This window comes from Microbacterium pseudoresistens (genome assembly GCF_013409745.1).
GTDB lineage: Bacteria > Actinomycetota > Actinomycetes > Actinomycetales > Microbacteriaceae > Microbacterium > Microbacterium pseudoresistens.
The window spans coordinates 461095-475892 of record NZ_JACCBH010000001.1; the positions used below are offsets into that span (position 1 = coordinate 461095).

The 14798-nt window shown below is 69.3% G+C and carries 13 protein-coding genes; 9 read left to right on the forward strand and 4 right to left on the reverse strand.

From position 1 onward, the window contains the following. Nucleotides 1-61 precede the first annotated feature (61 nt). Nucleotides 62-1930: an FAD-dependent monooxygenase gene (locus tag BKA02_RS02265; RefSeq protein WP_179430895.1), complete on the reverse strand. Its 1869-nt coding sequence runs from the start codon at nucleotides 1928-1930 to the stop codon at nucleotides 62-64. A 171-nt stretch (nucleotides 1931-2101) separates the two neighbouring features. On the opposite strand from BKA02_RS02265, the gene BKA02_RS02270 reads away from it, so the two are divergent. Then, a complete protein-coding gene (locus tag BKA02_RS02270; RefSeq protein WP_343045321.1) occupies nucleotides 2102-2806 on the forward strand; it encodes an IclR family transcriptional regulator in 705 nt (234 codons plus the stop codon). A gap of 18 nt (nucleotides 2807-2824) precedes the next feature. Here BKA02_RS02270 and BKA02_RS02275 read toward each other — a convergent pair whose 3' ends face one another. Together BKA02_RS02275 and BKA02_RS02280 are read right to left on the reverse strand one after the other, a co-directional pair. Next, complete coding sequence (locus BKA02_RS02275) at nucleotides 2825-4180, reverse strand: 8-oxoguanine deaminase (RefSeq protein WP_179430897.1); 1356 nt, start codon at nucleotides 4178-4180, stop codon at nucleotides 2825-2827. A 160-nt stretch (nucleotides 4181-4340) separates the two neighbouring features. Then, the gene (locus tag BKA02_RS02280) at nucleotides 4341-5720 is read right to left on the reverse strand and encodes an MFS transporter (protein ID WP_179430899.1); all 1380 of its coding nucleotides are present in this window, start codon (nucleotides 5718-5720) and stop codon (nucleotides 4341-4343) included. Between the two features lie 159 nt (nucleotides 5721-5879). Between BKA02_RS02280 and BKA02_RS02285 the strand changes: the two genes are divergently transcribed. From BKA02_RS02285 to BKA02_RS02320, 8 genes are all read left to right on the forward strand, one after another. Beyond that, nucleotides 5880-7361 (forward strand): fumarylacetoacetate hydrolase family protein, encoded by a 1482-nt coding sequence (locus tag BKA02_RS02285; protein WP_179430901.1) that lies wholly within the window; start codon nucleotides 5880-5882, stop codon nucleotides 7359-7361. After that, on the forward strand, nucleotides 7358-8074 hold the full coding sequence (locus BKA02_RS02290; protein ID WP_179430903.1) for a GntR family transcriptional regulator: 717 nt from the start codon (nucleotides 7358-7360) through the stop codon (nucleotides 8072-8074). The genes BKA02_RS02285 and BKA02_RS02290 overlap by 4 nt, the downstream gene beginning before the upstream one ends. Next, on the forward strand, nucleotides 8071-9567 hold the full coding sequence (gene hpaE, locus BKA02_RS02295) for a 5-carboxymethyl-2-hydroxymuconate semialdehyde dehydrogenase (protein WP_179430905.1): 1497 nt from the start codon (nucleotides 8071-8073) through the stop codon (nucleotides 9565-9567). The genes BKA02_RS02290 and hpaE overlap by 4 nt, the downstream gene beginning before the upstream one ends. A gap of 10 nt (nucleotides 9568-9577) precedes the next feature. Beyond that, nucleotides 9578-10714 carry a 3,4-dihydroxyphenylacetate 2,3-dioxygenase gene (hpaD, locus tag BKA02_RS02300; protein ID WP_179430907.1) on the forward strand — a complete coding sequence of 379 codons (1137 nt, stop codon included), beginning with the start codon at nucleotides 9578-9580 and terminating at the stop codon, nucleotides 10712-10714. 46 nt (nucleotides 10715-10760) lie between these two features. Continuing rightward, nucleotides 10761-11546 carry a fumarylacetoacetate hydrolase family protein gene (locus BKA02_RS02305; protein ID WP_179430909.1) on the forward strand — a complete coding sequence of 262 codons (786 nt, stop codon included), beginning with the start codon at nucleotides 10761-10763 and terminating at the stop codon, nucleotides 11544-11546. Continuing rightward, on the forward strand, nucleotides 11531-12340 hold the full coding sequence (locus tag BKA02_RS02310) for an HpcH/HpaI aldolase family protein (RefSeq protein ID WP_179430911.1): 810 nt from the start codon (nucleotides 11531-11533) through the stop codon (nucleotides 12338-12340). Before BKA02_RS02305 ends, BKA02_RS02310 begins: the two co-directional genes overlap by 16 nt. A gap of 68 nt (nucleotides 12341-12408) precedes the next feature. Then, the gene (locus BKA02_RS02315; RefSeq protein ID WP_179430913.1) at nucleotides 12409-13128 is read left to right on the forward strand and encodes a DUF6882 domain-containing protein; all 720 of its coding nucleotides are present in this window, start codon (nucleotides 12409-12411) and stop codon (nucleotides 13126-13128) included. An 83-nt stretch (nucleotides 13129-13211) separates the two neighbouring features. Continuing rightward, entirely contained in the window at nucleotides 13212-13781 is a 570-nt protein-coding gene (locus BKA02_RS02320) for a phage holin family protein (protein ID WP_179430915.1), read from the forward strand. Nucleotides 13782-13820: 39 nt separating this feature from the next. Here BKA02_RS02320 and BKA02_RS02325 read toward each other — a convergent pair whose 3' ends face one another. Beyond that, nucleotides 13821-14702 (reverse strand): bifunctional methylenetetrahydrofolate dehydrogenase/methenyltetrahydrofolate cyclohydrolase, encoded by an 882-nt coding sequence (locus BKA02_RS02325; protein WP_179430917.1) that lies wholly within the window; start codon nucleotides 14700-14702, stop codon nucleotides 13821-13823. Nucleotides 14703-14798 lie beyond the last annotated feature (96 nt).

Here is a 14798-nt window from a genome sequence, read left to right on the forward strand (position 1 = left end):
TAACGGCATCCTTTGCGACCTGAACGGGACGAGGTCCGCATCGTCTGGGATTCGGACCGTCTCAGGCCGGCAGGAACACACCCTCGAGGAACTCGGCGAGCTGGGCCGTCGCGTCCATCGGCAGGACGGCGGCCACGTACTGATCGGGGCGCACGACGACGACGACCCCGTCACGCGACAGCTCGCGCTCGTCGAAGATGTCGGTTCGGCACCACGCGTTGGGCGCCGCCGAGTACACCTTCTCCCAGTCCGTGAGTCCCAGCGAGCCCGTCTTCGGCAGGAACAGCTCGGGCGATGCCAGCTGTTCGACCACGTCGAAGCCCTCCTGATAGACGACCTTCGCATCGATCACGGCATCCGCGTCGGCATCCACCGGCGTGACCCGGGCGATCAGCGGCGTCACGGCCGACGCCCACTCGCGGACCTTCGCGCCCCCCGCATCGGCGAACGCGTACACGCGCCAGCGTCCGTCCGCCTTGGCATGGTGCCCGAGGTGCACGACGTTGCCGTCGCAGACGCGGACGACCTCGGACGACGTGAAGCGCTTGCCGATCGGGAATCCGGCGGCGAGCGCCTGATGCGCAGCATCCCCCGTGATCGCCGACGGCGCGTACTGGGTCATGAATCCGGAGGGGAACTCGGCGGTGGCCAGGTAGTAGGTCGCGAGATCCTGAGGATCCGAGATCTCCTCGGGCTTGCGGGCCATGAGGCTCGACCACTCGCGGTCGAAGTCGATGAGCTGCTGGGCGACGGGCCGGCGCTCGGCCGCATAGGTGGCCAGCAGCGACTCCGGGCTGCGCCCGGTGAGCACCGATCCGAGCTTCCAGCCGAGGTTGAAGCCGTCCTGCATCGACACGTTCATGCCCTGACCGGCCTTGGCGCTGTGCGTGTGACAGGCGTCGCCGGTGAGGAAGACGCGCGGGGTTCGGTCGACGCCCTCGGGCACGTCGTCGAACCCGTCGGTGACGCGATGGCCGACCTCGTAGACGCTGTGCCAGGCGACCTCCTTCACGTCCAGCGTGTACGGGTGCAGGATCTCGTTCGCCCGACGGATGACCTCCTCGATCGGCGTCTTGCGCACGGCGTGGTTGTCGCTCTCGGGCACCTCGCCGAGGTCGACGTACACGCGACTGAGGTATCCGCCCTCGCGCGGGATGTGCAGGATGTTGCCCGCCTTGGCGTTGATCGCGCACTTGGTGCGCCAGTCGGGGAAGTCCGTGTTCACGACGATGTCCATGACGCCCCAGGCGTGCGCGGCGATGCTGCCCACGTGCACCCGCCCGATCGCCTCGCGCACGCCGCTGCGCGCCCCGTCGCAGCCGGCGACGTACTTCGCGCGGATCGTGCGCTCCTCGCCCTCGCGGAGCCCGGCCGAGTATCGCACGCGCACCTCGACCGGGTACTCGCCCTCCTCGTGCACCGTGAGTCCGAGGAACTCCACGCCGTAGTCCGGGGCGATGCGCCCTGGACCCTGTGCGGCCGCCTCGGCGAAGTAGTCGAGCACGCGCGCCTGGTTGACGATGAGGTGCGGGAACTCGCTGATCTTGAGTCCGTAGTCCTCGGTGCGGGAGGTGCGGATGATGTTGTCGGGCTGCTCCGGATCGGGCCCCCAGAAGTTCATCCAGCCGATGTTGTACGCCTCGGCGACGATCCGCTCGGCGAAGCCGAACGCCTGGAAGGTCTCGACGCTGCGCGGCTGGATGCCGTCTGCCTGCCCGAGCACGAGGCGGCCGTCGCGCTTCTCGATGAGGCGGGTCGTGACGTCCGGATACTGCGACATCTGCGCGGCCAGCAGCATGCCTGCAGGGCCCGATCCGACGATGAGCACGTCCATCTCGTCGGGAAGGTCTGCGGGCCGGTCGATGCCGGTTCCCGCGGCGTCCGCGATCCGGGGATCACCGGAGACGTACCCGTGGTGATGGAACTGCATCGTCGTCGATCCTTTCCGAGCCGCGTCCGCGCGGTCTTGTACGTATCTCTCGAATGTTCTATATTCGAACGTACCGTTCTGATATTGAACAAATCGTATACGACCTTGCGGGGCGACACAAGGCGCGTCCCGATCCCGCTCGTATCCCACTCGCACGCAGGAGGAGACCCCGTGGCACAGCAGACCGCCCCCGCGTCGCAGACGCTCAGCCGCGGCATCCGACTGCTGGAGATCCTCGCCGATGCGCGCACCGCGCTCTCGATCGACGAGCTGGCCGCGCGGCTCGGGGTGCACCGGTCAATCGCGTACCGGCTGCTGCGCACACTGCAGGATCACGGCCTCATCGTGCGCGACGCCGCCGGCCTCATGGCGCTGGGCCCGCGCATGGCCGCCCTGGCCGCGGGCGTCGCCCACGACCTTCAGGCCGAGGCCCTCCCCGAGCTCACCGCCGTCGCCAACGAATTGGGGATGACGTGCTTCCTGGGCGTGCTCGATGCCGGCGAATGCATCACGCTTGTGAGCGTGGAGCCGCGGCACGCGGTGGCCAGTGTCGTGCAGCATCCCGGTGCGCGGCATCCCGTCACCGTGGGAGCACCCGGCAAGGCCATCCTCGCGCAGGTGCGCGACGAGGAGTGGCCCGCCGACGTCTCCTCGACCCTGCGCGACGAGGTCGCCCGCATCCGTGTCGACGGCTTCGCCACGAGCCACGACGAGGTGATCCCCACCGTGCAGGCGGTGGCCGTGCCTCTACAGCTGCGCGGCCAGCGGCCGCTCGCCATCGCCGTGGTGCACGTGGCGACCGACCTCACGGATCCGCAGATCGCCGCACGTCTGCGCGAGAGCGCCGACGCGATCCGCGCATCCCTCGGCGCGTAGCCGGCCCCGGGGACGGGATCAGGCGTCGGCGAGGAGACGCTTCGCGGCCGCGGTGTGACTGGCGATGAGTTCCGCCAGATCCAGGTCGGCGATCGCACCGTCGAGCACGCGCCAGTCGCCCGCGACCATGACGCGGTCAGCCTGGCTGGCCCCGCACAGCAGCAGCGCCGAGATCGGATCGTGGCTGCCGGAGAAGCGCAGCTCGTCGAGACGATACATCGCCAGATCCGCCTGCGCGCCCACCTCGAGCCGCCCGATGTCAGTGCGCCCCAGCGCCGCCGCCGAGCCGCGTGTCGCCCAGCCCAGCACCCGCTCGGGCGTGACCTGCTCGGCGGGGTAGCGCAGCCTCTGGATGAGCAGGGCCTGACGCGCCTCCCAGATCATGTTCGAGTGGTCGTTCGAGGCCGAGCCGTCGACGCCCAGTCCCACCGGCGCTCCGGCATCCTCCAGCTCCACGGCACGGCAGATTCCGGAGGCGAGGCGCATGTTCGACGACGGGCAGTGCGCCACCGCCGTGCCCGCGGCACCGAGGCGTGCGATCTCCTCATCGTCGAAGTGGATGCCGTGGCCCAGCCACGTACGATCGGTCAGCCACCCGACACTGTCCAGATACTCGACCGTGCGCATGCCGAACATCTCGCGACAGAAGTCCTCCTCGTCGATCGTCTCGGCGAGGTGCGTGTGCAGGCGCACGTCGTGCTTCTCGGCGAGCAGCGCGCTGTCGCGCATTGTCTCGCGCGTGACGGAGAAGGGCGAGCAGGGCGCGAGGGCGATCTGCACCCTGGCTCCCGGACCGCGCTCGTGGTACTGCTCGATGAGGCGCACGCTGTCGGCGAGGATCACCTCGGGATCCTGCACCGTGCTCTGCGGCGGCAGGCCCCCCTCATCCTCACCCAGCGACATGGATCCGCGGGTGAGCGTGGCGCGCATCCCGAGGCGGCGGACGACCTCGACCTGGGTGTCGATCGCGTTCTCCAGCCCGGCAGGGAAGAGGTAGTGGTGATCGGCCGCGGTCGTGCAGCCCGACAGCAGCAGCTCGGCCATCGCGGCGGTCGTCGCCAGCTCCAGGTCGCGCGGGGTGAGCCGCGCCCACACCGGGTAGAGGTTCTTCAGCCAGGGGAAGAGCGGGGTGCTCACCACGGGCCGCCAGGCGCGGGTGAGCGTCTGGTAGAAGTGATGGTGCGTGTTGACCATGCCCGGGATGACGACGTGGCCGCTCGCGTCGAGCGTCTCGTCCACCGGGGCTGAAGGCGTGTGACCAGCGCCCAGCACTTCGGCGATGACGCCGTCTTCGACGACGATCCCGGCGGTCGCGTCGGCGTCCGTGGCGGTGAAGATCCCCTGCGGGTTCGAGATCCAGATCCTGTGCGGCATGTCCCACTCCTTGCTCGGTGGAGCGGAACCGGCCGGCCCCGCTCGGGTGCCAGCTCAGTGGGCCTGTCTGCTGATCCAGGGCCTGCGTCGACGCAGCGCAGGGCTGGGGAAAGATTACGCGGAGCCCCTCCGCGGTGTCAACGCGCGGAGGGGCACCCCCTCAGGCCCTGGCGAGCCCGTAGATCGGGCTGACGGCCTGCTCCTCCTCGTGCTCCGGCCCCAGCGGGATGCCGCTGCGGTCGCGCAGCAGGAGCGTCGCGATCAGGCCGATCACCGTCATGCCGGCGAGGTACCAGGTCACCGACATGGTCGTGCCGGTCGCCTTCACCAGCGCCGTGGCGATGGTCGGGGCGAACGCACCGCCGGCGATGGCGCCGATCGCGTACGAGATCGAGACGCCCGAGAACCGGATGCTGGCGGGGAACAGCTCCGTGTACAGCGCCGCCTGGGGGCCGTAGGTGAATCCGAGACCGATCGTGAGGATCGCGAGCCCCGCGAACAGCAGACCGATGTTGCCCGTGTTCACCAGCGGGAACAGGGCGAACACGCCGGCGAGCTGCAGAACCCAGCCGATGATGTACGTCGTGCGGCGGCCGAGCCGATCCGAGACGAAGCCGGCGAGCAGGGTCGACAGCAGCCAGGTCACGGCGGAGCCGGCCACGGCCCACAGTACCGGTCCGCGCGCGAGTGCGAGGGGGCCCTCGGGGTCGGTGGAGTAGTTCTGGATGTATCCGCCGGTGGTCATGTAGCCGACGGCGTTGTTGCCGGCGAACACCAGCGCGGCGATGATCACGAGCAGCAGGTGCTTGCGGAACAGCTGCACGATCGGCATCTTCGCCTTCTCCTTGCGCTCGGCGAGCTCGGCGAAGACCGGGCTCTCCTCGACGTTGCGGCGCACGTAGTAGCCGACCACGATGAGCACGACGCTGAGCAGGAACGGGATGCGCCAGCCCCAGGCGATGAACTGCTCCCCCGGTGCGATCGCCGTCATGATGGCCATGACGCCCGAGGCCAGCAGCAGCCCCAGCGGAACGCCGATCTGCGGCGATGCGCCGAACGCACCGCGCTTGCGCTTCGGCGCGTGCTCGACGGCCATCAGCACGGCGCCGCCCCACTCTCCGCCGGCGGACAGCCCTTGGAGAATGCGCAGCAGCACGAGCAGGACCGGCGCGGTCATGCCGATCGCGTCGTAAGTGGGCAGCACGCCGATCAGCGCGGTCGCCGCCCCCATGAGGATGAGCGTCCACATGAGCACGCGCTTGCGCCCCAGCTTGTCGCCGAAATGGCCGGCGAGGAAAGCGCCGAGCGGGCGGAACAGGAAGCTGATGCCGACTGTCGCGAAACCGATGAGGATGCTGTCGGCGCCCAGCGGCTTGAAGAAGAGCTCACCGAAGACGAGCCCGACGGCGGTGGCGTAGATGAAGAAGTCGTACCACTCGACGGTGGTTCCGACCACGGTGGCGAACACGACGCGGCGGCGATCGGCCGCGTTCGCGATGGTTCCTGTGGGGGTGAACCCCTCTGCCTGCTGTCCGCTCATGGACACTCCTGTTCCTGTGACCTCGTCGTCACGGCATATCCGACACGAGGCGCTCGAATCGGGCTTGCCGCAGATGGCTTGATCGTATACGATTTGAGATACGACGCAAGAGTAAACTCGGGAACGAGTCGTTCGTCGCATTCGCAAGGAGGCGTATCCGTGTCACTCCCCCTCACTCCCGGCAAGATCATCGCCGTGCATCTGAGCTACGAGTCGCGTGCGGCGCAGCGCGGCCGCCGGCCCTCGCATCCCTCCTACTTCTTCAAGCCGGTCAGCTCCGTCTCCGCTACCGGCGGCACCGTCGAGCGCCCCGTCGGCACCGAGCTGCTGGCCTTCGAGGGCGAGATCGCGCTCGTCATCGGCGAGCGCGCGCGGTGGGTCGGCATCGACGACGCCTGGACGCACGTCGCCGCCGTCACCGCCGCGAACGACCTCGGCCTGTACGATATGCGCGCGACCGACAAGGGCTCCAACGTCCGCAGCAAGGGCGGCGACGGCTACACGCCGGTCGGCCCGGAGCTCATCGATGCTGCGGGGCTCGACCCCGAGGGCATCCGCGTGCGCACCTGGGTCAACGGCGAACTGCGTCAGGACGACACGAGCGCGGGGATGTTCTTCTCCCTGCCGCAACTGGTCGCCGACCTCTCGCAGCACTTCACGCTGAACACCGGCGACGTCATCCTCACCGGCACGCCGGCGGGGTCGAGCGTCGTCGTCCCCGGCGACGTCGTGGAGGTCGAGGTCGACGTGCCGACCACCGGCGCCACCTCGGGCCGGCTCACGACCACCGTCACGCAGGGCGAGCACCCCTTCGACGAGACCCTCGGGTCGCTCCCCTCGGTCGACGACCTCCAGCGCACAGAGGCCTGGGGTTCGCGCGAGAGCGCGGGCCTTCCCGCAGAGGGATCGAGCGAAGCCGCCGGGCTGTCCGCCGCCACGCAGGGCCTCTCCCCCGCCCTGCGCGCCAAGCTCGAACAGGCACCGACGGCCGGGCTCTCGGCACAGCTGCGCAAACGCGGCCACCACGCCTGCTTCATCGACGGCGTGCACGCGAACATCCCCGGCGCAAAGATCGTCGGCACGGCGCGCACGCTGCGGTTCATCCCCTTCCGCGAAGACCTCTTCACGGCCCACGGCGGCGGGTACAACGCGCAGAAGCGCCTCTTCGACGACGTCGGCGAGGGCGAGGTCGTCGTGATCGAGGCCCGCGGCGACGCCGGCACGGGCACGCTCGGCGACATCCTCGCCCTGCGTGCGAAGACGCTCGGCGCGGCGGGCGTCGTCAGCGACGGCGGCGTGCGCGATGCCGACGAGGTCGCCCGCATCGGCCTGCCCGTCTTCTCCCAGGGCGCCCACCCCTCGGTGCTGGGCCGGCGGCACGTGCCGTGGGAGCTCGACACGACGATCGCCTGCGGTGGCGCATCCGTGCAACCCGGTGATGTCATCGTCGGCGACGGCGACGGCGTGATCGTGATCCCGCCTGCCCTCGTCGAGGAGGTCGTCGATGCCGCGCTCGCCCAGGAGGACGAGGACGCCTGGATCGCGACGCAGGTGGCGGCCGGGCACCCCGTCGACGGGCTCTTTCCCATGAACGCGCAGTGGCGCGCGAAATACGACGCCGACACGGAGCGGGGAGCATGAGCACCGTCGCGGACGGCGCCGACACGACCACCGCCGCCGAGGGGAGCAAGTCCGAGCGCGCCTATGCGTGGATGCGCGAGCGCATCTCGGCGCACGCGTTCGGACCGGGGTACCGGCTCGTGCTGAGCTCGATCGCCGATGAGCTGGGCATGAGCGTCGTGCCCGTGCGCGAGGCCGTGCGTCGCCTGGAGGCGGAGGGGCTGGTGACGTTCGAGCGCAACGTGGGCGCGCGCGTGACGCTCGTCGACGAGGGCGAGTACGCGCATACCATGCAGACCCTCGGTCTCGTCGAGGGTCTGGCCACGGCGCTGTCGGCCCCTCTGCTCGACGCCGCGGCGCTGGACCGTGCCGAGGCGGTCAACGACCGGATGCAGCGGCTGCTCGAGCACTTCGACGCGCACGTGTTCACCGATCTGAACAAGCAGTTCCACTCGGCCCTGTACGAAGCATGCCCGAATCCGCATGTGCTCGATCTCGTGCATCGTGGATGGCATCGCCTCTCGAGCATCCGCGACACGACGTTCGCCTCGGTGCCGGGGCGCGCCCAGCACTCCGTCGAGGAGCACGCCGAGATCCTCGACCTCATCCGCTCCGGCGCCGACCCGCTCGAGATCGAGCTGGCCGCGCGCAACCACCGCTGGCGCACCATGGATGCCTTCCTGCGCGCCCGGCACCCCGAACGCGAACAGATCCCCACGGAAGGACGATCATGACCGAGGCTCGCATCCCGACAGACCTCCCTGAGAAGATCCAGCACTACATCGACGGCGCATTCGTGGACTCGGTGGACGGCGGCACCTTCGAGGTGCTCGAGCCCGTGACCAACAAGACCTACGTCCATGCCGCCGCGGGCACGAAGGCCGACATCGACCTGGCCGTCGCCGCTGCCCGCCGGGCGTTCGTCGAGGGCCCCTGGCCGCGGATGCTCCCCCGCGAGCGTTCGCGCGTGCTGCACCGGATCGCCGACATCGTCGAATCCCGCGATCAGCGGCTCGCCGAGCTGGAGAGCTTCGACTCCGGCCTGCCGATCACGCAGGCGCTGGGTCAGGCGCGTCGCGCCGCCGAGAACTTCCGCTTCTTCGCCGACCTCATCGTGGCGCAGTCCGACGATGCGTTCAAGGTTCCGGGCAAGCAGCTCAACTACGTCAACCGCAAGCCGATCGGCGTCGCAGGCCTCATCACGCCGTGGAACACGCCGTTCATGCTCGAGTCGTGGAAGCTGGGGCCCGCTCTGGCCACCGGCAACACCGTCGTGCTCAAGCCCGCCGAGTTCACGCCGCTGTCGGCCTCGCTGTGGGCGGGCATCTTCGAAGAGGCCGGGCTCCCGCAGGGTGTGTTCAACCTCGTGAACGGCCTCGGTGAAGACGCCGGTGACGCCCTTGTTAAGCATCCGGACGTGCCGCTCATCTCGTTCACGGGCGAGAGCTCGACCGGACAGCTCATCTTCGGCAACGCCGCGCCGCACCTGAAGGGGCTGTCGATGGAGCTGGGCGGCAAGAGCCCGGCGATCGTCTTCGAGGACGCCGACCTCGACCTCGCCATCGACGCGTGCATCTTCGGCGTCTTCTCGCTCAACGGTGAGCGCTGCACGGCCGGGTCGCGCATCCTCGTGCAGCGCTCGGTGTACGACGAGTTCGTGGAGCGCTACGCCGCGCAGGCGAAGCGCGTGAAGGTCGGGCTCCCGAGTGATCCGACGACCGAGGTCGGCGCACTCGTGCATCCCGAGCACTTCGAGAAGGTCATGTCGTACGTCGAACTCGGCAAGACCGAGGGGCGGCTGGTCGCCGGCGGGGGGCGCCCGGAAGGCTTCCCCGAGGGGAACTTCGTCGCCCCGACCGTGTTCGCCGATGTGCCGTCCGACGCCCGGATCTTCCAGGAGGAGATCTTCGGCCCCGTCGTCGCGATCACGCCGTTCGATGACTGGTCGGACGCGCTCGAACTCGCGAACAACACCAAGTACGGCCTGGCCGCGTACGTGTGGACCAACGACCTCAAGGGCGCCCACAACTTCGCTCAGTCGATCGATGCCGGCATGGTGTGGCTCAACTCCAACAACGTGCGGGACCTCCGCACCCCCTTCGGCGGTGTGAAGGCCTCCGGACTCGGCCACGAGGGCGGATACCGCTCGATCGACTTCTACACCGACCAGCAGAGCGTGCACATCACGCTCGGCGAACCGCACAACCCCACCTTCGGCAAGCAGTGAGGACGCTGACATGACCGACAGAGAGCAGATGACCCTCACCTCCGCGGGCTACTACGTGAGCCAGGAGGCGCCGATCGTCACCGACAACCCCGTCGCGACGCCCGCGAGCGCGCCACCCGACATCCTGCGCTGCGCGTATATGGAGCTCGTCGTCACCGACCTCGCAGCATCCCGCGAGTTCTACGTCGACATCCTCGGGCTGTACGTCACCGAGGAGGACGACCAGGCGATCTACCTGCGCTCCACGGAGGAGTTCATCCACCACAACCTCGTGCTGCGCAAGGGCCCGGTCGCGGCCGTCGCGGCGTTCAGCTACCGTGTGCGCGCGGCGGACGACCTCGACAAGGCGGTGGCCTTCTTCACCGAGCTCGGCTGCGAGGTGCGCCGCAGCGAGGACGGCTTCGTCAAGGGCATCGGCGACGCGGTGCGCGTGATCGACCCGCTGGGCTTCCCCTACGAGTTCTTCCACCAGACCGACCACGTCGAGCGGATGTCGTGGCGCTACGACCTGCACGTCCCCGGCGAGCTCGTGCGTCTGGATCACTTCAACCAGATGACGCCCGACGTCCCGCGGGCTGTGAAGTACATGCAGGACCTGGGCTTCCGCGTCACCGAGGACATCCAGGACGAGTCCGGCACCGTCTACGCGGCTTGGATGCGGCGCAAGCCCACCGTGCACGACACGGCGATGACCGGCGGCGACGGCCCTCGGATGCACCACGTGTGCTTCGCCACGCACGAGAAGCACAACATCCTCGCCATCTGCGACAAGCTCGGGGCCCTGCGCCGCTCCGACGCGATCGAGCGGGGCCCTGGCCGGCACGGCGTCTCCAACGCGTTCTACCTCTACCTGCGCGACCCCGACGGACACCGCGTGGAGGTGTACACGCAGGACTACTACACCGGCGACCCGGACAACCCCGTCATCACCTGGGACGTGCACGACAACCAGCGCCGCGACTGGTGGGGCAACCCCGTCGTGCCCTCGTGGTACACCGACGGCTCGCTCGTGCTCGACCTCGACGGCAACCCGCAGCCGGTCATCGCCCGCACGGACAGCTCGGAGATGGCGGTCACCGTCGGCGCCGACGGCTTCTCCTACACACGCCGCGATGAGCGGGAGGGCAAGCTCGGCAATCAGCTGTAGGCCGCGTATCCCACCGAAGGCATCCCACCGAAGGAAGGAGGATCCGATGCTCGATGAGCACACCATCACCCGGCTCGCCGCCGAGCTGGCGGAGGCGGATCGCACGCACGGGGTGATCCCCCGGATCACGGCCCGTCACCCCGAGGCCACGGTCGAGGACTCCTACGCGATCCAGGGCGTCTGGCGCGATGCGCAGCAGGCCGCCGGGCGCCGGCTGATCGGCCGCAAGATCGGGCTCACCTCCAAGGCGATGCAGCAGGCGACGGGCATCACCGAGCCCGACTACGGCGTCATGTTCGACGACACGGTGTACGCGAGCGGCGCCGAGATCCCCTTCGATCACTTCTCGAACGTGCGCATCGAGGTGGAGCTCGCCTTCATGCTCGCGCGCCCCCTCGAGGGCCCCGACTGCACCTTGGACGATGCGCTGGCCGCGATCGACTACGCCGTGCCGGCCCTGGAGGTGCTCAACTCGCACATCGAGCTGGAGGGGCGCACGATCGTCGACACAATCAGCGACAACGCCGCATACGGCGCCATGGTGCTCGGGGACGTGCGCAAGCGCCCGGACGAGATCGACCTGCGCTGGGTCTCGGCGCTGCTGCACCGCAACGGCGAGATCGAGGAGACGGGGGTCGCCGCGGGGGTGCTGGGGCATCCGGCCACGGGCGTGGCGTGGCTGGCGAACAAGTTCTCTCGGCACGGCGCGCGACTGGAGGCCGGCGAGCTGATCCTGGCCGGATCCTTCACCCGCCCGATGTGGGTCTCACGCGGCGACGACGTGCTCTGCGACTATGGCCCGATGGGAGTGATCCAATGCCGTTTCGTCTGACCCCGGCCCCGTCGTTCCGCGACCGGCTCGCCGAGGCCGACCGCCCGCTCATGGGCGCCTGGATCTGCTCGGGCAGCCCGATCATCGCCGAGGTCGTGGCGGGTTCGGGCCTGGACTGGACCCTCATCGACGGCGAGCACAGCCCCATCGACCTCGAGACGATGCTCGCCCTGCTGCAGGCCGTGGCACCATACCCGATCACGCCCGTCGTGCGCGTGCCGGCGAACGACGCCGTGCGCATCAAGCAGGTGCTCGACCTCGGTGCGCAGAACCTGCTGGTGCCCATGGTCGACGATGCCGAACAGGCAGCCGCCGCCGTGGCCGCCACCCGCTATCCGCCGCGGGGCATCCGCGGCGTCGGCAGTGCTCTGGCGCGCGCCGGGCAGTTCAACCGGATCGACGACTACCTGCAGCGCGCGCACGAGATCACCTCGCTCACCGTGCAGATCGAGTCGGCCGCGGCCGTCGGCAACGCCCGCGCGATCGCGGAGACCGACGGAGTGGATGCCGTCTTCGTCGGACCCAGCGACCTCGCAGCTTCCATGGGCCTGCTCGGGCAGCAGGGGCATCCCGACGTCGTGGCGGCCGTGACCGAGACGATCCGCGTCGTGCGCGAGACGGGCACGCCCGTCGGCGTGAACGCCTTCGACCCCGCCATGGCACGGCGATATCTGGACGCCGGCGCCGACTTCGCCCTCGTCGCGGCCGATGTGTCGATCCTCGCGCGCGCCACCGAGAAGCTCGCCGCCGACTGGATCCCCGGCGCCGTCGACCCGGAGCGCACCGGCTACTGAGCGGGCTGGCGACTGAGCGATCGGCGCACCCGTGGCGGATTCATAGGGGTTCGCGCGACACTGGAGGCATGACCTTCGCCGCCCTGCAGTCCCTTGCCGATCGTGCCTCGCTGTTCACTGCGCTGCGTCAGAACGCCCTCGCCGAGGCAACGGACGCCCTCGGCGAGAACAAGTGGGACATCGACATGGCGGCGCGGACGCTCACGTTCACGGCTGCCGACGCCCCGTCCCGACAGCTCGTCGCCCGCGTCGACCTCATCGCCACGATCGCTCCGGGCCCCCGGTCGCTGCTGTGGGGCTGGGCGCACCCACGGGGAGAGGCCGACGGCCCCGCCGCCGCGTTGCGCGCGTACGGGGAGCAGCACGGGATCGTCGAGCTCACCACGCCCGAGATCCCCTTCCCCGATGAGACCGGTGAGGATGTCGAGGCGTGGGTCGCGCAGACCGCTCACACGATCGGCGGCGTCGCGGTGGAGATCATCGGGCGCTCGCCGTACTACTCCGCCCCGACCGGCGGAGGGTCGCGCGCCGTGTTCCTGCTCGATCTCCCCCTGCCCGTCCTCACCGTCGCGCAGGCCACGACGGCGCTGCCGCGCATCCGTGACGGCCTGACGATCGCCGACGAGCGCAGCGCGGCGTGGGATCTCGCCCGGCTCGCCGGATGGGGCATGCAGTGGGCCGATGACGCCTACTCGGGCGCCATCGTCTCGGATGCGACCGGGGCGAGCACGATCCGCTTCGACGAGCACGCCCGGATCTCGGGCATCGAAGCCGCCGCGACGCACTGAGCCGGGCGGCTCGATCAGCCGACCACCGAACTGTCGCAAGACATGCTCTTCCCTGCCCGCCCGAGTTGTGCCACTCTGGGCGCATGAAAACCTGGGTCGTTCGTTCCGTCGCGTTGTACATCTTCAACGTCGTCGTGCTGCTCCTCATCGGGCTCGTGCTGCCGAACGTGAGCGTCGGCTGGCACGCCCTGTGGGCGGCCGTCGTGCTGACCGCCGTCACGCTCTTCATCAAACCTCTGCTGAGCAAGGCGTTCGGAAACGCTACGAAGGCGACCTCCAACAAGACGTGGGAAAAGGTTGTGCAGTATGCGAGCGTCTTCGTCGTCGCGCTCGTGATCTGGTTGCTCACGGTCTTGTTCAGCGGCGTGCACGTGACGGGCTGGTTCTGGGGGTACGTGATCCCCGCCATCGTGCTGCTGATCGCATGGGTGATCTACGACATCATCGACGACCGCGTCGAGGCCAAGGCTGGTCAGCTCTACGACGACGTGGAGGCGCGACTCGGCCATGCCTCATCGACCGCGTCCGATGCTGCCGGGCAGGCCGGCAGCGTCGCCTCGAACGCCGCCTCGGATGCCACCTCGCAGGCCCGCACGGAGCTGAAGGACGGCCTTACGCCCGAGCAGAAGCGGATGCTCGACGACCTCAACTGAGTCTGACACGTCTCCCCGCCCGAGCGGCGGGGAGACGTGTCATGTCAGGGTGCGTTCGGCGGCCTCGACGACGTTCGTCATGAGCAGTGCGACCGTCATCGGGCCCACGCCTCCGGGGTTGGGCGAGAGCCAGCCGGCGACCTCTGCCACATCGGGGTGCACGTCGCCGTAGACGCGGCTCTTCCCGCTCTCCGGGTCATCCTCGCGGGTGACTCCCACATCCAGCACCGCGGCACCGGGCTTCACGTCCTCGGCGCGGATGAGGTGCTTGACCCCCGCACCGGCGACGATCACATCGGCCTGACGCAGGAACGGCGTCATATCGGGGGTGCCGGTGTGCACCTGGGTCACCGTGGCGTTGAGGTCGCGCCGGGTGAGCAGCAGTCCCATCGGCCGCCCGATCGTCACGCCGCGACCGACGACTACGACGTGCTTGCCCTTCAGGTCGTAGTCGTTGCGCAGCAGCAGCTCGATCACCCCGCGCGGCGTGCACGGCAGCGGGGTGAGGATGGGCGCGTTCACGTTGAGCACGAGGCGACCGAGGTTCGTGGGATGCAGGCCGTCGGCATCCTTGGCGGGATCGATGCGCTCGAGGATCGCATCCGTGTCGAGGTGCTTCGGCAAGGGCAGCTGCACGATGTATCCGTGGCATGACGGATCGGCGTTGAGCTCGTCGATGACGCGCTCAACGTCTTCCTGCGTGGCATCGGCGGGCAGCTCGCGCTGGATCGAGTTCATCCCGATGGCCTCGGACTGCCGGTGCTTCATCCCCACGTACAGCTGCGAGGCGGGGTCGGCTCCCACGAGCACCGTGGCGATCCCGGGCACGATGCCCTTCTGCTTCAGCGCCGCGACCCGTTCGGTGAGCTCGGCGCGGATGGCCGCCGACGCCGCCTTGCCGTCGAGGATCGTCGCGGTCACTGGGTCTCCCTCCGCTCCGCTCCTTCCCGCGAGACGTCGACTGCGTTCCGAGACCGTGCGCGAATTCCTCGGTCTCGGAACGGCGTTGCCGTCTCG